We start from the raw sequence: 25,487 nt of genomic DNA on the forward strand, positions 1-25,487 counted from the left end.
TTTCCTCTGGAGTGAAGAAAGTGGGTGTCAATTTATCTGTGGATGTGTCAAGGTAAACCTAAATCGAGAATCTACTGCTAAAATCAGTTCATGTTCATTTATAGACTCAACACTGATTCAACTCATGATTCAAACAACGCTGACACCGTTTGCTCAAAAACTGGGTTTTCCCCTCACTAAACAACCCATTACAATTTTACAAATTAACTTAGGAAAACGGTGTAACCTCGCTTGTAACCATTGTCATGTAGAAGCAGGGCCAAAACGGAGTGAAGAATTGAACCTAGATATTAGTTTACAATTAATTGAATTAATTCATTGCTTTCCCCAAATTCAAACCGTCGATTTAACCGGAGGGGCACCGGAAATGAATTATGGATTTAAACTTTTAGTTGAAGCCGCACGCACAACCGGAAAGCAAGTGATTGTTCGATCAAATTTAACGATTTATTTTGTTCCCGGTTATGAGGATATTCCTGAATATTGCGCGAATCATCAATTAAGAATTGTCGCTTCTTTACCTTGCTATTTAGAAAATAATGTTGATCAAATGCGAGGAAAGGGAGTCTATCAAAATTCCATCCAAGCCCTACAATGGTTAAACCGTTTGGGATATGGTCGTACACCGGAATTAATCTTAGATTTAGTTTATAATCCGGCTTTACCTACCGCCGAAAAGTTTACTCTTCCTGGGGAACAGTCTAAACTAGAACAAGCTTATAAAGAGTATCTAAAACAACAGTTTGATATTGACTTTAATCAGTTACTAACCATTACTAATTTACCCATCGGACGCACGAAATCTTACTTACAGCAGAAAAAACTTGAAGATTCCTATTTAGAATTTTTAGAATATAACTATAACCCTGAAACGGTGTCCCATTTAATGTGTCGTAATCAGTTATCCATTGATTATCAAGGTTATATTTATGATTGTGATTTTAACCAAATGGAAAATATTCCCGCCCGCACAACTTCTGGAAAACCTTTAATGGTGAGTGATTTATTAGCTGCTAACAATTTAGATTTAATTGAAACCGTAAAAACCGCTTCCTATTGTTATGGGTGTACCGCCGGGTGTGGTTCTAGTTGTGGGGGGGCATTAATTTAACAGTTATCAGTTATCAGTTATCAGTTATCAGTTATCAGTTATCAGTTATCAGTTATCAGTTTTTGCTGTTAATAATTAGGCTTTAATTGTGATGATTATATTAAAAAAAGGGAAATAAAATGGGTATTCAACAGTTAATAACTCATCTTTTGGATTGGGTTGAGCATTTAGGATTTTGGGGGCCGATTGCTTTTATTATTGTCTATAATTTAGCTACGATATTATTTATTCCCGGTTCCCTTCTAACCTTGGGTGCTGGGGTTATTTTTGGGGTGATTTGGGGTTCAATTTATGTGTCTATTGGTTCGGTCATTGGGGCTACTTTTGCCTTTTTAATTGGGCGATACTTTGCCCGAAATTGGGTAGCTAAAAAGCTAGAAAATTATGAAAACTTTAAAGCAATTGATCAAGCGGTCGGTGAAGAGGGATGGAAAATTGTCGGGTTAACTCGTCTTTCTCCTATTTTTCCGTTTAATTTACTCAATTATGCCTTTGGATTAACCAATGTTTCCTTAAAAGATTACTTTTTAGCGTCTTGGATTGGAATGTTACCTGGTACAATTTTATATGTTTATGTGGGATCGTTAGTGGGAAGTTTAGCTCAGTTAGGTATGGGAGAGCGATCGCGTACTCCGATAGAATGGTTATTATATGGAATTGGTTTAATTGCTACCGTTATTGTTACGATTTATATCACTAAAATTGCTCAAAATGCTCTCAATCAAAAAATCAAATAGATGGAAAACACAATTTATATCGGGTAGAGACGCGCCATGGCGCGTCTCTACATGGCGTGTCTATACTCTAAATTAATTAAGATTCTGGGGGAGTTGATTCCACTTCAGAATTAACGGTTTTTGCTGTTACTTCTAATTGAGAAGCAATATCTGCTTTAATCGAACGCTTATACAATCTTCCTGCATATTGTTCTAACGCTTCCGTTAATTGATCAACCCAAGTATGTTCAACTAACGCAATTAAAGCCGAACTTCCAGGGGTTAAAGATTCCGACAATTCTTTGAGATCTTCTTGAGGAAATCCTAAATCCATAAAATGAGTAATTAAAGCACCAACTCCTGCCCCACCTGCGGTTAAAGCAATGACTCCTAATGCTCCAATGGGGTTAAATAAAGCAATTAATCCGGCTGTAATTCCACCAATAATTGCTCCCCCTTTAGCATCCGTATCTCCCGTTTCACTAATAGAAACTTTGCCTTTTTCATTTTTGACCATCACCGCAGCATTGACAACTGAAATAATCCCTTGTTCTTGCAGTGCTTTAAGTTGTTTTAAAACTTCTTTCGCCTTTTCTTGCTCTGGGTAAGCAACAACAACTAAATTGGTTAACTCTTCGGAATAAGTCATGGTATATTTATCCTGATGAACTGTTAAAAAAAATTGGGTCAATTTTGATCACAATTTTAATCTTCTTTACTTTAGCACATCTACAATCAACATCATCAATTCAAGTCATGATACAGTAACGAAAGGGATTTTGAGCTTTCAAAGCCAATAAACAAGCGTAATCTTAACCAACCGTTAAGGATTTTTATGATATGAGCTTGAGCGTGATTTTGTTGCTGATAGGGGGTTTAGTCTTGCTGGTTGTGGGTGCAGAACTCTTAGTTCGGGGCGCTTCAAACATTGCTGCAATGTTAAGAATTCCCTCCTTACTGGTGGGACTTACCATTGTTGCTTATGGAACCAGTTCACCTGAAATGGCGGTCAGTATTCAATCGAGTTTTGCAGGTCAAGCGAATGTTGCATTAGGAAATGTAGTTGGAAGTAATATTTTTAATGTCTTAATTATTTTAGGAATTTCGGCTTTAATTGCCCCTTTAATGGTCGCGAGTCAATTGATTCGTTTAGATGTTCCGATTATGATTGGGGTGTCTATTTTAACCTTAATATTTGGCAGTGATGGCATTATTAGTCCGGTCGATGGAACGATTTTATTTATTGGGGCAATTGTCTATACTTTGTTTTTAATTTACGAAGCCAAGAAACAAAAAGATGAGGAATCTGCGGAGAATTCCTCTCATACTTCCATTGAAAACAGCCCCAAAAATTGGCTGATTAATATTGCCTTAATTGCCCTGGGGTTAGTGTTACTGATTCAAGGGTCTAATTGGTTAGTTGAAAGCTCAATTACTATTGCTAAAGCCCTGGGAGTGAGTGATTTAGTCATCGGATTAACCATTGTCGCAGCCGGAACTTCCCTCCCGGAATTAGCGAGTTCTGTGGTAGCCAGTATTAAGGGAGAACGCGATATTGCGGTTGGTAATGTAGTCGGAAGTAATATTTTTAATATCTTGGCTGTTTTAGGACTATCTTCCGCTATTTCCCCAGATGGAATTCCAGTTGCAACGGCTGCTTTAAATTTTGATATTCCGGTAATGATTGCGGTGGCGATTTCCTGTTTTCCAATTTTTTATAGTGGGAAATCTATTGCTCGTTGGGAAGGAATACTGTTTCTCGCTTATTATGTTGCTTATAGTTCCTATTTAATCCTCGACTCTTCTCAACATTCTCAACTTCCTTGGTTTAATTTTGTGATGATCAGTTTTGTCATTCCGATTACAATCTTAACCTTAATTGTTACTACTGTCCGTACCTATCAAGCGAAACGAAAACGGTTAAATTCTTAATCTAAAAATAGTTATATTCCATCCCTTAATGTTTGCTAAAAATTCCCCCTGGGTGTAGAGACCAGGGCTGTTTCATTCTCTTCCATAAACCTCTGTGACCTAACCCCCCAACCCCCTTCCCTATTAGGGAAGGGGGAGTAATTAATAATTTTTGATATTTAATAGTAATAATTAGTCCCCCCTCTCCTTGCAGGAGAGGGGGTTAGGGGGAGAGGTCATACAGTTTTTCCTGGAAAATGAAACAGCCCTGCTTCTCCACCGCCATTGGCGAAGGTAAATTGAGGGCCAGTGGGCTGATAAAAAATTTCACTATCTTCAAAATTACGTTTAATCACTGGAGAAAGACCAAACCACAAACTATGATAATTTGCTGTGGGAACTTGGCTTATATCGGTAACATTAGAACTTAAACTATTAGCCTGTCCAAGTCCGGCAGAATCGAAGAAAAAGTTTGTTGGGGAAATGATCCGGCTGAAGGTTGCTGTTATTTGACTGCGGTAAAATTTGGAGATGGGTGTTCAATTACAATTCGTCAAATTACCAATTTGAATCTCATTGAATTTAAGTGTCAACTGTCAGCTAATAATAACTGATATAGCGCTATAAAACTAGGAATTTGTTCAGGGTGGCTTATTTTTTTTGAGTTGTTATGAGTCAATTAGGGTGCAAACGGATGTCAAACTGATCACCAATCTATGATTCCATTTAAAACGATAAAACCGTTGATTGAACTTCTTGCCAGTGAATCCGATACAGTTGTAACGGTTCAGCTTTGCCTTTAACAATAACGGGGGGAATTTTTTCTAAGGGAATACTGCGATCTTTGAGTTGATCAAATGTGGATTGAGAAATTAAAATTTCGTTTTTTTGAGCGGCGGAACAAATCCGACTAGCTACATTCATGGTATCTCCAATATGGGTATATTGAATCAGTTTAGAAGAGCCAATATTTCCCGCCGCCACCTGTCCGGTATTAAGTCCAATATGAATATAAATGGGTTCACCATAACGTTGTTTCCATTGCTCATTCATCCGATAAACAGACCATTGCATTTCAATCGCCGCCCGCACCGCTCGATCAACATCATCATGACGGGAATAAGGTGCTCCCCAAACCGCAACTAAGGCATCTCCAATATATTTTTCTAAGGTTCCTTCAAAGGGAAAAACAATTTCCTCCACCATAATTTTAAAATATTCATTTAACATAGAAATGACTTGTCGAGGCTGCATTCGAGACGACATTTCAGTAAAGCGAGTAATATCAGAAAATAAAGCGGTGACTTCACTTTCTACAATCCCTAATTTTCCTTCTTCTCGAAGTTTTCGACTCACCGCCGGAGGAAAAAATCGTTCAAGTTTATTACGAATGACCGCCTCTTCCTGCATTTTTTTATATAATTCAGCGTTATCAATAGCGATCGCTGATTGATTGGCTAAAGCCGTTAAAAACTCTACATCTTCGGGAGAATAAATATCTGTTAAAGATAAATTATCGACATACAACACCCCAATCACACTTTCTCGAAGTTGTAAGGGCGCACACATCGACGCATGAATCGCTTGACACAAAATCGACTCGGAACCCTCAAAGCGTTCATCCGATTGGGCATCGGCTATTAACAATGCCTTCCCTGTTTCTCGAACGGTATTGGTAATTTTTTTACTATAAAAATGTTCATCCGCTAAGGGTTCTTCCCGAAATTTAACCGCTTTTCGTTCTAAATTATTCGTTTTGGGATTAACGAGCAAAATTGCAGCCCGATCAACATTCATAATCTGAAATAACAGATCTAAAATTTTATCCAGCAGTTTATTGAGTTCATGGGGAGAAGATAACTCTTTGCTGACTTCTAATAAAATTTTTAACTTATCAACAACTCGTAAATGGGCATCTTGTTGGCGAATATTTAAAACTGAACTTCCGGCTGGGGCGGGTTCTAATAAATCTTGAATAATCGTATAACTCGCATCGGTAGCAAATTCTTGAATCACTGAGGTTTGAGAATTCTCTGCATGGGCTTTTAAGGCGGGTGTGAGGGAAACATTCATAAACTTAAATACCACACGACCACAACGAATTAAATCCCCAGACTTGAGATTTGAGTGTTCAATCATCACCTCATTAACAAAGGTATGATTGCTACTCTGCATATCGGTAATCGTGATTTTATCTTCACGGACATCAATGCAAGCATGACGACGAGACAAACTAACATCTGCCAAACAAATCGTGTTATCCCGTCCCCGTCCGATGGTATTCTCACCGAACTGTAAGTTAAACGTCATGGCGCTGGTCGTATCGGGGTTGTAAATGATATACGGCACTTTCCTCTTAACCTAATTCCTATAAAAGCGTTACATGGACGGGATTGTGCGAATCAATGAAATCTCTGTGTGATGTTAAAGGCATTTATTAGAAGGTCAAAAATGAACAGCCCAGTCATAAACCGTTGATTCCTGCGGTTGGCATTACTGTCTGTTTACAATTTAACTCCAATTACCCGATTTATTCTAATTTTAGATTGCCCCTTCTAAAGCAGCCCCGACGACGCGATGATCTTCATCTTTTTTTAGATAGTGTAATGCAGCCTGGGCTTGGGGATGATTAAATTTTCTCAAGGCTAAAGCCACACGAGTGCGAATTCGCCAAACTGGAGTTCCGACTAATTCTAAAAGCTGTTCTAAGGCTTCTGTTTGTTTCTCTGTTCCGGCTAATCCGGCTAATCCTTCAATGGCGGCTTCTTGAGCGACTTGTTCTGGGGCACTCAACGCACAAATACAGATGTCATACAACGCTTGGGGGTGACGACGGCTGATCAACGGTTCTAAAATACTACGTCGCACGAGCCAGTTACAATCTTGACCAAAACAGCGCACGAGGTAAGGGATGGCCATTTCCCCATATTGGGAGAGGGAGTTAGCCGCTTCAGCGCGAACATTGGGATCGGGATCGTGATCGAGGAGTTCCACCAACGCTTGAAATGATTCGGGGGATTGTTGACGTCCCAGTCCCATCGCCACAAAAGACCGGATAATAAATTCAGGATCACTGAGTTTACTGATTAATAGAGGAATCGCTACTTGACTCTCATGATCGTTTAGCTCAGTTAGTCCCCGGAGTCGCTCCTGAAAATCATGGCTATTCAGGTAGGTTTGGATTTGCTGGATCTGCATCAGAATCCTCCAGAAGCGTTAAAATTTAAAGTCTGTGTTTGCAACAAAAGGGTCTTAATGGCGTTTGATTTATTAATGATGACCGATAGACTTATTTACTTTACTGCAAAATTTTAATTCCGCAAAACTATCTCCAGAAAGAGGAGTGAATGCGTATATATACTGACCTCTGTGTCAATTCCTAATTCTATCGATATGTATTTAAAATTGTTACATCTACGACAGTTCCGCAACTATGTTGATCAAAAAGTTTTATTTGAAGCCCCTAAAACGATTTTATTAGGAAATAATGCTCAAGGAAAATCGAATTTATTAGAAGCGGTGGAATTGCTTTCTACCCTCAAAAGTCATCGGGTGAGTCGAGATCGGGATTTGATTTTTGATCCTGAACCCACTGGACAAGTCAGTGCTACGGTGGAACGGGACGTGGGAACTTTGGATTTAGCCATTACCCTGCGTTCCCAAGGCGGACGAACGGTTGCTCTCAATGGTCAATCTTTGCGTCGTCACTTGGATTTTTTGAGTGTATTAAATGTGGTTCAGTTTTCTAGTTTAGATTTAGAATTAGTTCGAGGTGGCCCTGAACATCGACGCAGTTGGTTAGATCGGTTATTGGTGCAGTTAGAGCCTATTTATGCTTATATTTTACAACAATATAATCAAGTCCTACGTCAACGGAATGCCCTTCTGAAACAAATTAAACAGAATGGGGAAATCTCCGATTCTCAACCAGAAGAATTAAAGCTTTGGGATGTGCAGTTAGCGATCGCCGGAACCCGGGTTTTACGACGGCGGAATCGGGTTTTAGAACGTTTAGTTCCTTTAGCTAAAGCTTGGCATCAATCGATTAGTGGAAATACAGAATTATTAGAGATTATTTATCAACCCAATGTTAATTTAGAGTTACCGAATCAAAGTTTATCAACCACACCCCCGGAAAAAATTCAACAGGCTTTTTTTGAGAAACTTGCAACTCGATTAATCGCAGAAAAACAACAAGGCATTTCTTTGGTCGGCCCCCATCGAGATGATGTGATCTTTACCATTAATCAAACCCTTGCCCGCAATTATGCTTCATCGGGTCAACAACGCACGTTAGTTTTAGCTTTAAAATTAGCGGAATTACAACTGATTGAAGCGGTGGTGGGAGAACCTCCCTTACTATTATTAGATGATGTCTTAGCTGAGTTAGATCTACATCGACAAAATCAACTGTTAGAAGCCATTCAAGATCGCTTTCAAACATTAATTACAACCACCCATTTAGGGTCTTTTGATACTCAATGGTTAAAGAACACTCAAATTTTAAGCGTTAAAGCTGGACAAATTCACCCGCTAAACTCCTGTAGCTAAACCCTAGCCAAATTTTAAATTCAACGTATAATCAAATTAGGATCGGCTATATTGTGGTAACTCCAGGAATCAGGTTCAATGCTTTCTGAGGGTTCCCCCAAAGAAACAAGTACAACCTTGGTTTTTACGTTTGAGCTAATCAAACAATTCCATCATGGATTTCTCCCAGTTCTTCCGTTCTCTATGGATCAGTCAAACCTGGAAAAAAATTCCCTTACGGTTTGTCTTGATTATTCCCTTTGTTATCCAGATTACAGCAACGGTATCTATTATTGGTTATCTCTCCTTTTTAAGTGGACAACGTGCCATTGAGAAAATGAGTAGCGAACTCATGGATGAGATAACTCAGCGTGTGAAAGCTCATATTGAACACCTAACAGAAGATACAGAAACAATTACAAATTTGACACTCGATTATTGGAAATCTGAAAACTTAGATTTAAACAATCTGAATCTGTTAGAAAGACAGCTATTTTTAAATTTACATAATTTTAAGTTGATTAGTACAATATTAGTGGGAAATGAACAGCATCAGTTTGTAGCCGTTAGTCATTTTAATGGACTGCGACTCTGGCGTTCTAGTCCCCAAGATTCATCCCTAATTTATGATTATGCGATTGATCAAACGGGAAAACCGATTAAACTTTTAAGAACCTTTTGGAAACCTAGTGTTACCCTGCGTCCTTGGTATCAAGATGCCGTAAAAAGTCAAAAAACACGCTGGGGTTCCTTTTTTGTATTAGGAAATCAAGAAGATTGGGGATTAAATCTCAATACGCCAATTTATGAACCCAAAACAGGGAAATTGTTGGGGGTCTTGTCCGCTGGAATTGTCTCTTCTGATCTCAGTAATTTTCTGAGCCAGATTCAAGTTGGAGATGGGGGACAAATCATTCTGATTGATAGACAGGGAAATTTAGTAGCAGATTCTCAAGGTAAAGTTGATCAACACAAATCTCAAAATTTAAAACTAATTAATCTGTTCACCAGCCAAGATTCGCTCTTAAATAATATCGGAAAGTTTTTAATTAAAAATTATGGGGATTTACAAAAACTTCAAACTGTACAAAATCTTGATTTTCCCATTCCATCGACAACTTGGGGAAGTTTATCAAACCATTATTATTTACAAGTTGTTCCCTTAAACGATCAATATGGTTTAGATTTACTGACCATTATTGTGATTCCTCGAAGCGATTTCATGGCTGAAGTTTATGCTCAGTTTAAACAAACCTTTTTTCTGTGTACTGGTATTTTTATATTGGCGATTGGTGTGGGGAGCTTGACCAGTCGTTGGATTATTAAACCCATTTTAGCAGTTAATCAAGCGGCTAAACGGATTGCAGAAGGTGAAATTCAACACCTCAGAGATTTTGAAAGAAGTGATGAAATTGGGGAATTAGTTCAATCTTTTAAAGGAATGAATACTCAATTACAAAATACTTTACTTCAACTTAAAATAGAAATTCTTAAACACAAAAAAACCGAAGCAAAATTGCGCCAAGCTCAACAAATTTCAAAACTGAGTATTTGGGAATTTTATTGTCAAACTCAAACCACAATTTGGAGTCCAGAAGTTTATCAAATTTATGGTCTTGATCCTACAGTTAAACCTCCTCAAGGAGATGAAATATTACAGTATATTTATTTTGAGGATCACTGGATCTATCGTCAGGAAATCCTTGAACCTTTATGGGCGAAGAAACCTTTCGCAGCAGAATTACGAATTGTGCGTTGTGATGGTTCAATTGGCTATGTAGAAATCCAGGGAGAACCGATTTTTGATCAACAACACAAAGAGGTCATTCGCTTATTAGGAACCCTCAGAGATGTTACAGACCGAAGACAAGTGGAAATTACCTTAAAAAATCAAGAACAATTATTACGAAGTATTTATGAGGGAGTAGAGGAACCTATTTTTGTGGTAGAAGTTGGAGATGATGGAGAGTTTTACTATGTAGGAACTAATCCCGCCCATGAGAGAATAACAGGTTTTTCGCGTAAATCATTGTTAGGAAAAACCCCTCAAGAATTAAAGATTCCTTCCTGGGAAAAGGTCGTCCAACATTATCAAGACTGTATTGATGCAGGAGCGTCTATTTGTTATGAAGAAGTCGTAATTTTAAATGGTGTAGAAATGTTTTGGTATACAAGCCTTACACCCTTAAAAGATTTACAATCTAAGATTTATCGGATTGTTGGAACCACAATAGATACCACTTATATTAAAAAAACGGAGCGATCGCTACAATCCGCTTTACAACAAATTCAAGAACATTTTGAAAACTCACCTTTAGCGATTATAGAATGGGATTCTCAAAGTAAAATTAAACGCTGGTCAAAACAAGCTGAACAAATATTTGGCTGGAAAGCAGATGAAGTTGTCGGTTTATCGAATGATGATTTTTCCATGTTTCATGAAGAAGATAAAGAAAAGGTTTATCAGGGAATTCAGAAAATGGTATCCGGTCAAAGCAGTACCTTAAAAATGCAAAACCGCAATTATACGAAAACCGGAGAAATTATAACTTGTGAATGGTTTTCGTCAGGTATTTTTGATCAACGCGGAAATTTAACCTCTACTTTATCCTTTATTCAGGATATCACTGCTCGTCAACAAGCGGAAGAAACCTTACGTCAAAGTGAAGAACGGTTTAGAAGTGCATTTACCAATACCGCAATTGGAATGTTTATTGTTTCAACAAACTGTAGATTTTTACAAGTTAATGATGCAATTTGTCAAATTTTAGGCTATTCCGAGGCAGAACTTTTAAATTTAACGTTTCATGAAATTACTTATCCTGATAATTTAGAAAGAGATTTAAGTTATGTCAAAAAAATATTAGAAGGTCAAATCAAAACCTATACGTTAGAAAAACGATTAATTCATAAAAAGGGAAATTTAGTTTCAGGATTACTCAGTATTGGTTTAGTTCAAGATCGTCAGAATCATCCCCTTTATTTTGTCGCTCAATTTCAAGATATTACTCAACGAGTACAAGCAGAACAAGCCTTAAAAGAAAGTGAACAACGATTTGAGCGCGCCATTAAGGGATCAAATGATGGAATTTGGGATTGGTTTGATACCCATCAAGAACAAATTTGGTATTCTCCTCGACTTTTTGAAATTATGGGGTATCAACCGAATGAATTTCAACCCACTTTAACCCAGTTCAGAAATTTTATTCATCCTGATGATCGTCAACTGGTATTTCAAGCCATTGAAAATCATCTGCGGTTTAATAGTCCTTACTTTATTGAATATCGGTTGTTGCACAAATTAGGTGATTATATTTGGGTACGAGCTAGGGGAGAAGCCCTTAGAGATGAACAGGGAAACCCAGTGAGTATGGCAGGTTCCGTAACAGATATTACCGAACAAAAATTAGGAGAATTAGCCCTACGCCAAAGTGAAGCCAAATGGCGGCATTTAATTGAAGCTAATATTGTGGGGATTCTTTTTGCTGATTTTGAAGGCAGAATTTTAGAAGCCAATGATGCCTTTTTACAGATAATTGGCTATAGCCGAGAGGAGTTAGAAAAGGGACAATTACGCTGGGATACGATTACCCCCCCTGAAGGTAAAGTGGCTGATCAAGAAAGGGTTCGGAAAATTTTAACCGATAAGGTTTTACCCCCCGATGAAAAAGAATATTTCCATAAAGATGGAACTCGAATTCCGGTTATTTTAGGAGCAACTTTATTAGAAGAACAAAATCAATGTGTTGCTTTTGTGTTAGATATGAGCCAACAAAAACAAACCAAAATCGAGCTTCAAAAAGCCAAAGAACAAGCGGAAGCCGCTAATCGGGCTAAAAGTAACTTTTTAACTAATATGAGTCATGAACTTCGTACCCCTTTGAATGCTATTTTAGGGTTTACGCAACTGATGGTGCGGGATTCTACCTTAGCATCCCATCATCGAGATAAATTACAAATTATTAACCGCAATGGAGCTTATTTATTACAGTTAATTAATGATATTTTATCCATTTCTAAAATTGAAGCTAATCACGTTACCCTCGATATAACATCATTTGATTTATATCAATTATTAGCAGATTTAAAAAATACCTTTGAACTGCGTTCTAGCTCTAAAGGAATACAACTGATCATTGAGAAATCTCCCCAGTTACCTCGATATATACAAACCGATGAACGCAAATTGCGACAAGTTCTGATCAACTTATTAGATAATGCGATAAAATTTACTTATCGGGGTTCTGTCACCCTGCGAATTAAGCCTTTAGACCCGACTGTTAACTGCTCTAATTCTTCTGAATACACACTTGGGTTTGAAGTACAAGACACCGGGGATGGGATTGCATTAGAAGAATTAGATACCATGTTTGATGCTTTTGTACAAACCACAACTGGACGACAATCTCAACAAGGAACCGGGCTGGGACTGCCGATTAGTCGTCGATTTGTAGAGCTTTTGGGTGGTAAAATCACCGTCAGGAGTCAAGTTGGAATAGGAACTTGCTTTCAATTCACAATTCAGCTTCCTGAAATTGACGCTACAACCCTGGCGTTATCACAAACCCAATATCAAGTGATTGGACTCGCACCCGATCAACCTGAATACCGAATTTTAGTGGTTGATGATTTAGAAGCCAACCGTCACTGGTTAGCGAAATTATTACGTTCCGTGGGGTTTGATGTTGAAGAAGCGGAAAATGGGGAAATGGCTTTGATTCTGGTAGAATCCTACAGCCCCCATCTAATATGGATGGATATGCGAATGTCGGGTATGAATGGCTATCAGGCTACTCAAGAAATTAGAGCCAAAAAAGCTCAAATTTTGTTATCGACCCCCCCTGATTTTGAGCCGTTTCCCAAAATTATTGCGGTTTCTGCTAGTGTATTTGAAGAGGAACGCCAACAAGTAATTGATGCAGGTTGCGATGATTTCGTTGGTAAACCTTTAACCGAAACTACTATTTGGGAGATGCTAAAGAAACATTTAGGCGTAAAGTACACAGTTGAAGAGTTGAAGCCAAACCAAGCTGAACATCATCAAATCCAGGATGCAGTCATTGTCGAAGCTTTAACCACTCTTCCTCCAGAATTACTGAATCAGCTTGCTATCGAGACTCAAATTGGGGATTCTGAAAAGCTTCTCAGTTTGCTAACACAAATTCCTAATTCTCAACCGTTTTTAATTAACACACTTACGGAATTAATCAATAACTTTGAGTTTGAATTAATTCTCCATTGGGTTACACTCGCGCTCTCATGAAATCTAACTCAGCTACCCCGTCTTTAGCCAATATTTTAATTGTTGATGATGTGCCTGATAACTTGCGGGTTTTATCTCAAGTTTTATTACAGCAAGGTTATCGAGTTCGCAAAGCAACTAATGGGCAATTTGCCTTAAATTCTGCCCAATTGATGCCCCCTGATTTAATTTTATTAGATGTGATGATGCCAGAGTTAGACGGGTATGAAGCTTGTCGTTTTCTCAAGGCAGATGAACGCACGCGGGATATTCCGATTATTTTTATTACGGCCAGAGATGATATTGAAAGTAAACTCATGGGGTTTGAAGTGGGAGGATTAGATTATATTACGAAACCCTTTGATGTTCAAGAAGTTGTGGTTCGGGTTGCCACCCAACTTAAAGTCAGTCGATTGCAAAAAGAACTGCAATTACAAAAAGAACAGTTAGAGCAAAAAAATCAACAACTCGAACAGGAAATTAGCGATCGCATTACCGCCCAAACTGAACTCCAAAACTTAAATCAAGAGTTAGAAACTAAAGTTGAACAACGTACTCAAGAACTGAGACTGAGAAATCAAGAGTTAATTAGTTTACAAAAGAAATTAGAAATTTCTTTAAAAAAAGAACAATCTTTAAGCGAAATGAAATCTCAATTAATTACGACGATTTCTCATGAATTTCGGACTCCTTTAACGGTGATTATGACTTCTAATGAGTTAATTAAATATAAAATTGAAAAACAACAAACTCAAAATTTAGACCGACATTTAAACCGAGTCAATGAAAGCGTTAAACGCATTGAACAGATTTTGAATAGTGCAATTGTATTGGCACAAGCCGAATCTAATTTAATTAATTTTGAACCCCAAATTTTAAATTTAGATTTATTTACAATAACCGTATTCAAAGCCCACGTCTTTCAAGCGTGGGATGTAGAATACCCGCCTTTAGGCGGAGTGAAGGCTAGTGAGAGTTTTGGTTAGCAATATACTTTTTGATAGTTTCACTAGAAACAGAACCAGCCGTCCCACAATAATAGCTTCGACTCCACAAAGAAGGTAGTTTAAGTAAATGAGGAAATTCTTTTCTTAATATTCTTGATGATGCCCCTTTGATTCTGAACATAATTTGATGTGGAGCAATCAAAGGGTGACAACTAATAAATAAATGCACATGATCAGGCATTATCTCCAGAGCTAGGACATCACATTCTAGCTCTTTTGCTTTTTGGTAGATAATTTCCTCTAATCTTCTGCTCACTCCGTTAACCAACACCCTTTTCCTCCTTTTTGGGCAAAAGACAAAATGATAGTTGATCAGACTAACTGATGTGTTTTTTCTTCTATATTGATTTTCTGTCATTGTCGATACACACGATTCATCAACCTTATGTTATCATGGATGACATGACAAAAATAACTCGGACGATTAAATTGAAATTCGTGGATCTCAACCGTTGTAAAGCTCAGGTGTTTGAGCAAATGACGGCAGAAAACACACGGGTTGCCAACAAGCTGTTGTCATTGCCGATTAAAGAACGGCGTAAAATGACAACAGCTAAAATTATGTCCGAGTTAAAATCTGCCCTTGTTAACCAAGTAATCCGACATACCACATCACCCACAGGTCGTAAAACCAAACAATATAAAGTTCTTCCTGTGGAAGTTAACAACCAAAACTGGAAGTTAACCCTAAAAGGGAATACTTATTCAATTAGTTTTCCAACCCTTAAAGGTGAAAAAAGAATTCCCATTGAAGTTGCATCTCCCCATTGGCAACCTGTTTTAGACGGATTGTTAGAGGGAACAATTCAAGGGGGTTCTTTTAAATTAATTAAACATCGAAATAAGTGGTATGCCTATCTGTCAATTACTGAGGATGTTCCAGAAGTTAAGACGGAGAAAAGATTAGGATGTGACCGAGGACAGAATAATTTAGCGGTAGTTGCACCTAAACAGGGTTTTGGTAAGTTCTTTAATGGTCAAAGCGTTAAGCATCGGAGACGTTATTTTCAACAACGAAGAAAACAACTTCAAGAAGCTAAAAAGTTTCGAGCATTAAAGAAATGGGACAAAAAAGAACGACGATGGATGGATGCAATCAATCATACAATCAGCCGTCGAATTGTTCGTTTTGCCGAATACCATAATGCTGATGTTGTTATTGAGGATTTAGAAGGATGTCGAAGCACAATGAAACAGAGCCAAAAATCTCGTTCTGATTCCGGTGAATCTCGACATAATTGGTCTTATTATTCTTTGGAACAGAAACTTAATTATAAGTTGGCTCTTAAAGGATTGAAATTAATTAAAAGACCTGCGCCATACACTTCCAAATCCTGTTCAACCTGTGGTTTTATTGGTAAAAGAAATCGACATGATTTCAATTGCCCTAATGGTCACTACCATAACTCTGATTTGAATGCTGCGAAAAACCTAGCTCAATGGGACGGTTTTTCTTGTCAGTTAGACCTACAGAGAGATGCTTCTGTAATGGATTCATCCGGTTTAACTGATGGGGTGCTTGGCACACCCCTGAACTCGGTGAATACAGTCAAACAAGAGTATATTCAACTGTCTCTGCTTGACTGGACTAGATACGAGAATCCCACCCCTTTAGCGTAGCGCAGGGGTGGGAGTGTCAATCAACAGATCCTAGAAGATTGGAAATCTCTCGAAAACCAATCCCATCCCATAAAATTATCTATTAAAGGGAATCATCCTGAAATCTTTAAAGCTGATCCCAATTTTCTTAAACAAATTTTAATTAATTTACTAACCAATGCAATTCGTTATTCTCCAGAGGGAGGGACAATTAATCTGGAACTGATTTATCAACCCACTGAAGTTATCTTTAAAATTCGAGATCGGGGAATTGGCATTCCTGAATCTGAACTAGACCAAGTATTTGATGCCTTTTATCGTGGCAGTAATGCGGATTCTATCTCAGGAACTCCCGGTGCTGGATTAGGATTAACTGTTGTTAAACGCCTTGTAAAACTCCATCAAGGAACAATAACTCTGGAAAGCATTCTCAACCAAGGAACAATCGTTACCCTTTCTTTACCTGTTTCAGAGGTTAAGAGTTGACGCTCAACCGTCAACCCTTAACAAACTCCCTTAAGTTGTTTCCGTAGACGGAGATGGAGTTTCAGTTTTAAACACAATTCGCAGTAACGGAGGCGCTAAAAATGTAGTGAGGATAACCATCAAAATAATCGCCACATCCAAAGCGGGAGATAAGGCACCACTGGCAGAACCAACGGCGGCGAAGACTAATCCCACTTCTCCTCGTGGAATCATCCCAACGCCAATTCCTAAACGATTGGGTTTATCCAAACCAAATACCCCCCAACCTGCTGAGATTTTGCCAACAATTGCCACCACAATTAAAAACACAGCAATAATTAATCCTTCCCGATTTTCAGGAACAGCCGGGTTTAAAACACTTAAATCCGTTTTTGCCCCAACCGCTACAAAAAATACCGGAACAATTACATCGGCAATCGGTTTAATTAGCTCTTCTAACTCCTTACCTGGTTCAGTTTCATCTAACACTAACCCGGCGGCAAATGCCCCTAGAATGGCTTCTAAGTGAATTGCACCCCCAATATAGGCTAAAAGAAACGCTAAAATTAAGGCAGGAACCACAACCCGACCTCGTGTTTTAAATTGTGAGGCAAGAGCAACAAAAGTTCCATTAAAAAACTTGCCTAAAACAATCGCACCGATAATAAAAACACTAGCACTAATAATCAAATAAATGATATTAGCAATATCAATTTCGCCTGTTTTTGCCAAACTGGCAACAACCGCTAAAATCAAAATTCCTAACACATCATCAATCACCGCCGCACCCAAGATAATTTGACCTTCTTGGGTAGACAAACAACCAATTTCTGATAGAACCCTAGAGGTAATTCCGATACTGGTAGCCGTCAACGCAGCACCCGCAAATACTGCCGGAATGACGGGAACATGGAAGATGGCAATTAATCCCACCGTTCCTGCAACAAAGGGAACAACAACCCCCAAACAAGCCACAATAAAAGCTTGAATTCCTACAGCCAGCAGTTGTTCAATATTGGATTCTAAACCAATTTCAAACAACAGAATAATCACACCGAGTTCGGATAAAATCTCTAAAACTTCACTTTGAGATTTAAACGTTGCTTCTGCTGCATCGGGGCTTAAGCCGGCGGTCGTTTCCAGAATACTAATAATCAGTGAACGAGAACTATCAATTCCCCCTTCTGGAAAAACCACTAAATGCAGGGCAGAAACCCCAATAATTACCCCTCCCAGCAATTCTCCCAAAACCGGAGGAAACCCTAACCAGTTGGCAAACTCTCCCCCTGCTTTACTGGCTACAAAAATCGCCACTAAACTCAGCAGAACCCCCAGTAATACCATTGTTGATTCTGCTTCCCCTGGATGGCCAGCTTCCGTCGCCGTTCCCAAAATTGGGAAAAATCCCAATTCAAACCTTGAGAACATAGAACCCAACGGGAAAACCCCTGTAACTAGATCCACAGTTAACTCCATCTAACTCACCCCAATTACTTTAGCGGAAACAGACACAGGGGGACAAGGGGATGAGGGGATGAGGGGATGAGGGGAGGGATGGGAAATTATTAACTTCTGTACAGACGCGCCAAACCTGGAGTGATATCGTGGAGTCCGAGTCCGTCTAATAACTGATAACTGATAACTGATAACTGATAACTGATAGCTGATAACTGTTAACTAAAGACTCGATGTTGGAGGCTGGGCATTTGGCGGCGGACTTGTTCAAGACGGACTGGATCAATTTCTGCGATCGCCACCCCTGGTTTATCTCCCCCATCAGCGAGGACAGCCCCCCAAGGATCAAGAATCATGGCATGACCATGAGTATATCGACGGCCATAATGACACCCAGTTTGAGCAGGTGCAATCACATAACAGGTATTTTCGATCGCTCTGGCTTTGAGGAGAATTTCCCAGTGATCCTTTCCGGTATAGGCGGTAAAAGCAGCCGGGACAAATAAAATTTCTGCTCCCTTTTGGGATAAATGGCGATAAAGTTCAGGAAATCGGACATCATAACACACCGATAATCCTAAATTTCCCAATTCTGGGGAATCATAAACCGGAGGTAAAACACTTCCGGCCATCACCGTATTAGATTCGCGATAAGTATTGCCATCGGGTAAATTAACATCAAAGAGATGAACTTTCTGATAACGCGCTAATTCCTGACCATTAGACCCCATCAACACCGCCGTATTGTAGACTTTGCCATCTGTTGTGGGAACTGGAAAACCCCCAGCTAAAAGCGTAATTTGAAACCGTTGGGTAATCGTTTTGAGAAATTTTTCGGTTTTTTGGGCAATGATTTCAGCTTGAGCCAGTTTCTCGGCTTCTTCACCCATAAAGGGAAAATTCTCAGGTAAGCTGACTAACTCCGCCCCCTGACGAACTGCTAAATCAATCAATTCTTCTGCCTCTGCTAGATTTTTATCTAACCAAGGCGTACTGGTCATTTGAATAGCCGCAGCAAGATAGGATTTCATTGAACAATATATATCGAAAATTAAATACAGTTAATCCTTAAGGGTTGACGGTTGAGGGTTGAGGGTTGACGGTTGAAAGTTGACCCTTAACTCACAACCGACAACTGACAACCGACAACCAAAACCCCATTTAACTCAAGGTTAAATTACGGCATAGGGTGGAAAAGTAAATCGGGGAAAAAGCGATTAAATTCGATTAAAATTCCCGCAGTAACGGCCATCCAAGCGGCGGCTAAAACAGGGGCTGTTGAAAGATATTTCAGGAAATACTGCATGAGTTTTTTCTCCTAAGTTTGCAACCGTGTGAAAAAGAATTAATCAGTTAAAAGAAAGCAGAATTCACAAAGAGTATTGGTACATAAACAAATCTTGTTTATGAATCGATTAGATAGAAAATTTTCAGGTAATAAAGTTAACCTAAATTTTCCCCAATCTTTGGATGAGAATTCTGCAATTAGCGAGGTGAAACGGTGATTTCGTCATCTTTAGCGAACATTTCACCTGTAGTGAATTCTTTCAACGCTGCTAAAGGCCACAGGAAGCCACTGAGCATATAGGTCAGGGCCACAGGAACATCGATGATAATTTCTTTTTCTGTGGGACTGTCGCTCTTTTTAGCATATTGTAAATACGCCCGACCAACCCAACCAATCCACCCTGCAATATACAGGAACAGAATGCTCGGAATTACGAAGTCTCCCGCATGAGCTAGGCTTCCATCAGCGATTAAATGGGGTAAGCCGTCTTCTTTACCACACAGTTCTTGTGAATAACGCTCAAAGCGTGCTTTCACTCGTGCAGGGTCAGCAGAAGAAGAGAGAGCAGTTTTGGCCCGTTGCTGAAACACCGAAGATTCAGAACAAGGAACGAGATTATAAGCTGAAGCTGCGGGAACAACGCTCATCCACAAGCCCAGGGCTAGAATAGCAGCCAACAATCGACGCATAGAAGTGTTTCCTTTTGTTACAAAACAATACGTTTTTTATCCTTTGAGTCCAGGGGGGTTGTAAAAAACATCCCCTTGACGTAGGGAGGACAAAGCGTTTGTTATCCCTCGTAGCGAGGTCAAAACCCACGCAGAAGAATGGGGACTATTAGGTTCAGTTGTTCACTGTACCCAAAAAGATCTGTAATGATTAAGCTACTCAATAGAAGCTCCAATCATTTCATAAAATTTATCAGTCAATGGCAACAGTTTTAGCAATTGAAACAAGTTGTGACGAAACCGGGGTCGCAATTGTAAAGAATCGTAAAGTTTTGAGTAATGTTGTGGCATCTCAAATTGCCATTCATCACCCTTATGGGGGAGTTGTACCCGAAGTCGCCTCTCGCCATCATTTAGAAATGGTTAATTCTGTTCTTGACCAAGCCTTAGAAACCGCAGGGTTAGACTGGTCAGCGATTGATGGCGTTGCAGCAACCTGTGCCCCTGGACTGGTAGGGGCTCTATTAACCGGAATTACGGCTGCTAAAACTTTAGCCTTGGTACAGAATAAACCTTTTCTGGGCATTCATCACCTCGAAGGACATATCTACGCCAGCTATTTAACCGAAACCACTCTCCAACCGCCCTTTTTATGTTTATTAGTATCGGGAGGTCATACCAGTTTAATTCACGTTAAAGACTGTGGCGTTTATCACACCTTGGGACACACTGTAGATGATGCGGCCGGAGAAGCCTTTGATAAAGTTGCCCGGTTATTAAATTTAGGATATCCTGGCGGGCCTATTATTGATCAATTAGCCAGCCAAGGCAACCCCAAAGCCTTTACATTACCCGAAGGCAAAATTTCTCTACCCAATGGGGGTTATCATCCCTATCATTCGAGTTTTAGCGGATTAAAAACGGCGGTGTTAAGGTTAGTGCAAGCGTTAAAACAGGACAATCAACCGTTACCCGTTGCCGATATTGCAGCAAGTTTTCAAGAGACTGTTGCTAAAAGTTTAACAAAACGGGCGATCGCTTGTGCGGTAGATTTTGGATTAGATACGATTGCAGTTGGGGGTGGTGTGGCGGCGAATAGTGGGTTAAGAAACTATCTGCAAGAGGCGGCTAAACTTCACAATTTGCGGGTTTTATTTCCCCCTTTAAAATATTGTACCGATAACGCCGCGATGATTGCTTGTGCGGCTTCAGACCATCTTAATCAAGGTCATCTTTCACCCTTAACATTAGGGGCACAGTCCCGAATGTCGTTAGAGGAAGTTATGCAGTTATATCAGCAATAAATTTGTTTTACCCATCCCCTAACCCCTCTCCTGCAAGGCGAGGGGAGAATAAATTTTATAGTTAATTAAATCTCAAATCAATTTAAAAATATTAATATACACAATAAGGGAACAGGAAACAGGGAACAGGGAACAGGGATAATACTTCTGGCTGTTTCATATCAGTTTTAAATGATTACAATCTATTTTAATCTTAAAAAATTTAAGTGTTGTCCATCAAGTTGTAGGAGCTTATTTAAGTTTCCTTGTAATTTTAATTGACTTTCTTCTAAATAAATAATCTCATCTGCTCTCCGATTCACGCTAGGACGATGACTAATTAAAATTGTGGTTTTCCCTTGACGATAAGTTAATAATTCATTTAATAAATTTTCTTCACTAATCGGATCTAATCCTGATGTTGATTCATCTAAAATTAAGATAGGGGGATCATTTACAATCGCTCTAGCTATTGCTAATCTTTGACGCTGACCGCCGGATAAATTAGCCCCAAATTCCCCTAAGATTGTAAAATATTTATCAGGAAGTTGATCAATAAAATTATCGGCTTGGGCAAATTGACACGCTCTCACAATTTCTTCAAAAGTAACATGAGGTGATCCAATTCTAAAATTTTCAATAATACTCCGACTCCAAAACTGAGCTTCTTGGGGCACTAAAATCACTTGTTTTCTAATACATTCTAAACTTAAATTTTGTAAATTATAAGCCCCGACTCTAATTGTTCCTCCCTGCAATTCATATAATCCCGCTAGAAGTTTTACCAAGGTACTTTTTCCACAACCGGATTCCCCAATAATTGCTGTGACTTTTCCTCCTTTAATATCGACATTAAAATCTTGAAATAAATCTAATCTTCCTGCATGATGATATAATATATTTTCACAGTAAATTATATCATTATTTTTAAATGTTACCCATTCTTTTTGAACATCATTATCAATTTCTGAAGGATAATCAATTACTGAAAAAATTCGTTGAATAATAATTCTTATTCTAACAAGTTCAGTCAGTAAACCTACTACTGTTTTAATAAAAACAGTAAAATTAACACTCATACTGTTAAAGGCTAAAAGTTGTCCGATGGTTAATTCTTTATTAATAACTAAGGTACTTCCAAACCACAATAAAACTATCCCTCCAATACTAGAAATAATCTCAGAGAAATTAAAATTTGTTACGCCAATTTGTCCGATTTTAAATTCTAAATTGGCTAATCTGCCAAAACGAGTTTGTAAATCTTCCCAGAATTGAGGTTCGGCTGTCGTTGTTTTTAAGGTAATTGCGCCTTTGAAACTTTCAATTAAAACCCCATGAGTTTCTCCTTCTAATACCATAATATCTTTAATTTTTTTTCTTAAAGACATCAAAAAAACTAAAGATGATGTCGCACTCAATAAAGTGATAAATATGATTAATAAAGTTAATTTATAACTATAAAATAGCATTAAACTCAACGAAATAATAGCGGTAAAAGATTGAGTCAAAACTCTAACAAACGATTGAGAAATAAAGAAATTAATTTCTTGAATATCTTTTAAACGGCTTACCACCTCCCCACTGCGATGAGTTTCATAATATTGTAAAGGTAAATTTAATATTTTGCGACCAAATTCTTTAATTAATCCTAATTGTAACCGATTAGAAAATTGCATACTTAAGTTAGCTTGAATCACTTGTAATCCACTACTAACTAAGTTCATTATAATAATCGCTATGGCTAATCCTCTTAGGATTTTTTCTTCTCCTCTAATTAATACATCATCGGTTAAGATTTGAATCAGAAAGGGAGAGGTTAAGGCTAAAAGACCGAGAACACTATTAATTAATAAAACTTCAAATATAATAAATTTATAAGGCGCAATACGCTGAAAAAATCTCCCTATTCCCTCAATTTTATCGTCAGGTTGTTGAGCAAAACGTATCGGATCAGGTTGTAATAAAAGAGTAATAAATCCTGACCAACTTTCTGATAATTCTTGACGGGTCACATAACGCATCCCCACACCGGGATCTGCAATAATATATCTTTTACCTTTTTGTCCATATAAAACCACATAATGATACCCTTTCCAGTAAATAATGGCGGGTAAAGGTGCATTTTTCATCTGATCTAATATTTGCGGTTGTGCTCTGGTGGAACGCGCATCAAATCCCAAATTTTCTGCACCCCTTCTTAAACCTGTTAATGTTGTTCCTAATTGACCCGTACCTACGGCTTCTCTAATGCGATTAATACTAAAATTTTTGTGATAATATTTAACAATGGTAGCTAAACAAGCGGCTCCGCAATCTTCTTCACTATGTTGTAAAACAATAGGATATTTTGGCATAAGTTAAAGATGTTATATTAGTTTAACTCTATAGCGCTACGATGAAAGGGAACAGGGAACAGGGAACAGGGAACAGTAAGATGTGAAAGGGTTTCAGGATTTACACCTGTCCTAACCATCGCGCGTAGTGCTATATTATTGCAGGTTGAGTGGGTATTATCTATTTGACAAATTATGTTTATCTAACAATCTTTGTAACAAACTTTCCGATAAAATCAAGTAATTAATGGGCGAAGTATTAGAAATAATAATCATTCCGATTGATCTTCAAAAGAAAGTGCATAAGGATCGAACAACACAGCCTCAGCATCAGAAAAACTGACTCCGTGTTTTTGTAAATTGCTTTTAGCTTTTTCAGGATTCCATTCAACTCGCATACATATATTATATGTATTCGTGAGAATTATGTCTAAATTTCTTGAGGGTTTGCTGAATAATTGATCTGTGAGGGGTAAGAGTTCAGGATTTAGGAGGAGAAGTTAGAATCGTCTATTTTCATAAATAGCTAAAAAATAAGTTAAACTTCCGAAACTATAATATCTCGGAAGTTAGGACTTTAATGATCAACATTTAATCAATACTTACATTATCCAGGCATTTTGGGTCTACCTACCATTCCCCCCCATCCACCGCGTACAAATACTTCTTCTTGTGCTGTCATATCAGTAAATAAAGAATTATTGCGAATATCTGGGCTGGGTTTTTGGGTTTTGTTGGTGGTAGTAGCGGAATTGTTTTGAGTAGCTTTCATGATTTTGACCTTTTTGTTAATTAATGAAAGTGGGTTTAAATAATAGTTCTGGCGCACGGAAGCGTCCACCCTGGACAAACACTTCTTCTTGGGCTGTAATATCAGTGAATAAAGCATTGTTGCGAATATTTTTGCTGGTTTTGTCGGTGTTTTTTTTAGAATTGTTGTGATTAGTTTTCATAGTTTTACCCTCAATTTAATAATTCCTGTCAGTACAGAAAGGAAAATTAATCTTTATCAGAATGTCATACCTAACTCCATGATAATCTTGCTTAACCAGTTCGTTTCACCCCGTCCACCGCGTACAAACACTTCTTCTTGGGCTGTAATATCAGTAAATAAGGCATTGTTGCGAATGTCTGGGCTGGTTTTGTCGGTGTTTTTTTGAGAATTGTTATAATTAACTTTCATGGTTTTATCCTCTTTATATGTTGATTTTTGGGAATGTAATTTAAGATTGTGCAAAGCATAACCTCACTATAATATTTCGGAAGTTATGGCTTTACTTATTAACATTTAATAAAATTGTTTGATCATCGTTCCGGTGGTGCGACCACTTTTATTTTACCACCCCGGACAAACACTTCTTCTTCAGCCGTTATCTGAGTAAATAAAGCATTGTTGCGAATATCTTTCCTGGTTTTGTCGGTATTATTTTTAGAATTGTTGTGATTAGTTCTCATGGTTTTATCCTCTTGGCAAATTAGCTGATGTTTATGGATGCAATTTATGAGTTTTGAGGAGAAGCAATTTAATCAAAATCATTTCCGGTGTACAATGCCTGGGCCTGACTCATCATTTGAGGTGAGTGTTACTCTGGGAGTGTCCTCTCCTTGGGAGGGACTCCAAATTGAAATTGAGGTTATGTCGGCCTCATGAAAGGCGGCACCCCTACTTTCCCCCCACGTACAAACACTTCTTCTTCAGCAGTGATATCAGTGAATAAAGAATTATTGTGAATGTCTTTGCTGATTTTTTCGGTGTTGTTGTGAGAATTTTTGTGATTAGTTTCCATGATTTTGTCCTCGATTTAATAATTTCTGTTACTACAGACAAGCGCCTCCTTTTTCTTTTTTAAGATACCACGATCCAGCCTCAGTATCCAAA

25 protein-coding genes are annotated in these 25,487 nt (G+C 38.3%); 9 read left to right on the forward strand and 16 right to left on the reverse strand.

Features of this window, described 5'->3' with window-relative positions:
• The first annotated feature begins 124 nt into the window (after positions 1-124).
• Together arsS and PL9214_RS20290 are read left to right on the forward strand one after the other, a co-directional pair.
• Positions 125-1,111, forward strand: a complete 987-nt coding sequence (arsS, locus tag PL9214_RS20285; RefSeq protein ID WP_072720582.1) for an arsenosugar biosynthesis radical SAM (seleno)protein ArsS — start codon at positions 125-127, stop codon at positions 1,109-1,111.
• 119 nt (positions 1,112-1,230) lie between these two features.
• Positions 1,231-1,848 (forward strand): TVP38/TMEM64 family protein, encoded by a 618-nt coding sequence (locus PL9214_RS20290; RefSeq protein WP_072720583.1) that lies wholly within the window; start codon positions 1,231-1,233, stop codon positions 1,846-1,848.
• Between the two features lie 76 nt (positions 1,849-1,924).
• Here PL9214_RS20290 and PL9214_RS20295 read toward each other — a convergent pair whose 3' ends face one another.
• Positions 1,925-2,476 (reverse strand): DUF1269 domain-containing protein, encoded by a 552-nt coding sequence (locus tag PL9214_RS20295; protein ID WP_072720584.1) that lies wholly within the window; start codon positions 2,474-2,476, stop codon positions 1,925-1,927.
• Between the two features lie 191 nt (positions 2,477-2,667).
• Here PL9214_RS20295 and PL9214_RS20300 point away from each other — a divergent pair, with 191 nt between their 5' ends.
• On the forward strand, positions 2,668-3,759 hold the full coding sequence (locus PL9214_RS20300) for a calcium/sodium antiporter (protein ID WP_072720585.1): 1,092 nt from the start codon (positions 2,668-2,670) through the stop codon (positions 3,757-3,759).
• Positions 3,760-3,974: 215 nt separating this feature from the next.
• On the opposite strand, the gene PL9214_RS33405 is transcribed toward PL9214_RS20300, so the two are convergent.
• The 3 genes from PL9214_RS33405 to PL9214_RS20310 all read right to left on the reverse strand — a co-directional run bounded on the left by PL9214_RS33405 (position 3,975) and on the right by PL9214_RS20310 (position 6,936).
• On the reverse strand, positions 3,975-4,271 hold the full coding sequence (locus PL9214_RS33405; RefSeq protein WP_500690251.1) for a hypothetical protein: 297 nt from the start codon (positions 4,269-4,271) through the stop codon (positions 3,975-3,977).
• 193 nt (positions 4,272-4,464) lie between these two features.
• Positions 4,465-6,087 (reverse strand): adenylate/guanylate cyclase domain-containing protein, encoded by a 1,623-nt coding sequence (locus tag PL9214_RS20305; RefSeq protein ID WP_367400277.1) that lies wholly within the window; start codon positions 6,085-6,087, stop codon positions 4,465-4,467.
• A gap of 192 nt (positions 6,088-6,279) precedes the next feature.
• Positions 6,280-6,936 (reverse strand): HEAT repeat domain-containing protein, encoded by a 657-nt coding sequence (locus PL9214_RS20310; RefSeq protein ID WP_072720587.1) that lies wholly within the window; start codon positions 6,934-6,936, stop codon positions 6,280-6,282.
• 195 nt (positions 6,937-7,131) lie between these two features.
• Here PL9214_RS20310 and recF point away from each other — a divergent pair, with 195 nt between their 5' ends.
• The 3 genes from recF to PL9214_RS20325 all read left to right on the forward strand — a co-directional run bounded on the left by recF (position 7,132) and on the right by PL9214_RS20325 (position 14,496).
• Positions 7,132-8,289, forward strand: coding sequence for a DNA replication/repair protein RecF (gene recF / locus PL9214_RS20315; protein WP_072721146.1), 1,158 nt, complete (start codon positions 7,132-7,134; stop codon positions 8,287-8,289).
• Between the two features lie 154 nt (positions 8,290-8,443).
• Positions 8,444-13,531 (forward strand): PAS domain S-box protein, encoded by a 5,088-nt coding sequence (locus PL9214_RS20320; RefSeq protein WP_072720588.1) that lies wholly within the window; start codon positions 8,444-8,446, stop codon positions 13,529-13,531.
• Complete coding sequence (locus PL9214_RS20325) at positions 13,528-14,496, forward strand: ATP-binding response regulator (RefSeq protein ID WP_072720589.1); 969 nt, start codon at positions 13,528-13,530, stop codon at positions 14,494-14,496. The genes PL9214_RS20320 and PL9214_RS20325 overlap by 4 nt, the downstream gene beginning before the upstream one ends.
• On the opposite strand, the gene tnpA is transcribed toward PL9214_RS20325, so the two are convergent.
• Positions 14,477-14,875, reverse strand: a complete 399-nt coding sequence (tnpA, locus tag PL9214_RS20330; protein WP_072717176.1) for an IS200/IS605 family transposase — start codon at positions 14,873-14,875, stop codon at positions 14,477-14,479. The two genes, PL9214_RS20325 and tnpA, sit on opposite strands and share 20 nt — an antisense overlap.
• A gap of 35 nt (positions 14,876-14,910) precedes the next feature.
• On the opposite strand from tnpA, the gene PL9214_RS20335 reads away from it, so the two are divergent.
• Both PL9214_RS20335 and PL9214_RS33090 read left to right on the forward strand, forming a co-directional pair.
• Positions 14,911-16,137 (forward strand): RNA-guided endonuclease InsQ/TnpB family protein, encoded by a 1,227-nt coding sequence (locus PL9214_RS20335; RefSeq protein ID WP_222425192.1) that lies wholly within the window; start codon positions 14,911-14,913, stop codon positions 16,135-16,137.
• Between the two features lie 102 nt (positions 16,138-16,239).
• On the forward strand, positions 16,240-16,602 hold the full coding sequence (locus tag PL9214_RS33090; protein WP_369325856.1) for a sensor histidine kinase: 363 nt from the start codon (positions 16,240-16,242) through the stop codon (positions 16,600-16,602).
• Between the two features lie 30 nt (positions 16,603-16,632).
• Here the strand turns inward: PL9214_RS33090 and PL9214_RS20345 are convergent, their stop codons facing one another.
• From PL9214_RS20345 to PL9214_RS20360, 4 genes are all read right to left on the reverse strand, one after another.
• Complete coding sequence (locus PL9214_RS20345) at positions 16,633-18,009, reverse strand: cation:proton antiporter (protein ID WP_072721147.1); 1,377 nt, start codon at positions 18,007-18,009, stop codon at positions 16,633-16,635.
• Positions 18,010-18,254: 245 nt separating this feature from the next.
• Positions 18,255-19,067, reverse strand: a complete 813-nt coding sequence (locus tag PL9214_RS20350; RefSeq protein WP_072720590.1) for a carbon-nitrogen hydrolase family protein — start codon at positions 19,065-19,067, stop codon at positions 18,255-18,257.
• 146 nt (positions 19,068-19,213) lie between these two features.
• Entirely contained in the window at positions 19,214-19,342 is a 129-nt protein-coding gene (psaJ, locus tag PL9214_RS20355) for a photosystem I reaction center subunit IX (RefSeq protein WP_072720591.1), read from the reverse strand.
• Positions 19,343-19,521: 179 nt separating this feature from the next.
• On the reverse strand, positions 19,522-20,013 hold the full coding sequence (locus PL9214_RS20360; RefSeq protein WP_072720592.1) for a Photosystem I reaction center subunit III: 492 nt from the start codon (positions 20,011-20,013) through the stop codon (positions 19,522-19,524).
• A 239-nt stretch (positions 20,014-20,252) separates the two neighbouring features.
• Between PL9214_RS20360 and tsaD the strand changes: the two genes are divergently transcribed.
• Positions 20,253-21,296 carry a tRNA (adenosine(37)-N6)-threonylcarbamoyltransferase complex transferase subunit TsaD gene (gene tsaD, locus PL9214_RS20365; RefSeq protein WP_072720593.1) on the forward strand — a complete coding sequence of 348 codons (1,044 nt, stop codon included), beginning with the start codon at positions 20,253-20,255 and terminating at the stop codon, positions 21,294-21,296.
• 182 nt (positions 21,297-21,478) lie between these two features.
• Here the strand turns inward: tsaD and PL9214_RS20370 are convergent, their stop codons facing one another.
• The 7 genes from PL9214_RS20370 to PL9214_RS31460 form a co-directional block, all read right to left on the reverse strand.
• Complete coding sequence (locus PL9214_RS20370) at positions 21,479-23,629, reverse strand: peptidase domain-containing ABC transporter (protein WP_072720594.1); 2,151 nt, start codon at positions 23,627-23,629, stop codon at positions 21,479-21,481.
• 251 nt (positions 23,630-23,880) lie between these two features.
• On the reverse strand, positions 23,881-24,006 hold the full coding sequence (locus tag PL9214_RS33095; protein WP_083580106.1) for a BrnT family toxin: 126 nt from the start codon (positions 24,004-24,006) through the stop codon (positions 23,881-23,883).
• Positions 24,007-24,215: 209 nt separating this feature from the next.
• Positions 24,216-24,380, reverse strand: coding sequence for a hypothetical protein (locus PL9214_RS31440; protein ID WP_186440419.1), 165 nt, complete (start codon positions 24,378-24,380; stop codon positions 24,216-24,218).
• A 16-nt stretch (positions 24,381-24,396) separates the two neighbouring features.
• Entirely contained in the window at positions 24,397-24,561 is a 165-nt protein-coding gene (locus PL9214_RS31445) for a hypothetical protein (protein WP_186440420.1), read from the reverse strand.
• Between the two features lie 56 nt (positions 24,562-24,617).
• Entirely contained in the window at positions 24,618-24,791 is a 174-nt protein-coding gene (locus PL9214_RS31450; protein ID WP_186440421.1) for a hypothetical protein, read from the reverse strand.
• A gap of 122 nt (positions 24,792-24,913) precedes the next feature.
• Positions 24,914-25,063, reverse strand: coding sequence for a hypothetical protein (locus PL9214_RS31455; protein WP_186440422.1), 150 nt, complete (start codon positions 25,061-25,063; stop codon positions 24,914-24,916).
• A 179-nt stretch (positions 25,064-25,242) separates the two neighbouring features.
• A complete protein-coding gene (locus tag PL9214_RS31460) occupies positions 25,243-25,395 on the reverse strand; it encodes a hypothetical protein (protein ID WP_186440423.1) in 153 nt (50 codons plus the stop codon).
• Positions 25,396-25,487 lie beyond the last annotated feature (92 nt).

It is taken from the genome of Planktothrix tepida PCC 9214, from assembly GCF_900009145.1.
GTDB lineage: Bacteria > Cyanobacteriota > Cyanobacteriia > Cyanobacteriales > Microcoleaceae > Planktothrix > Planktothrix tepida.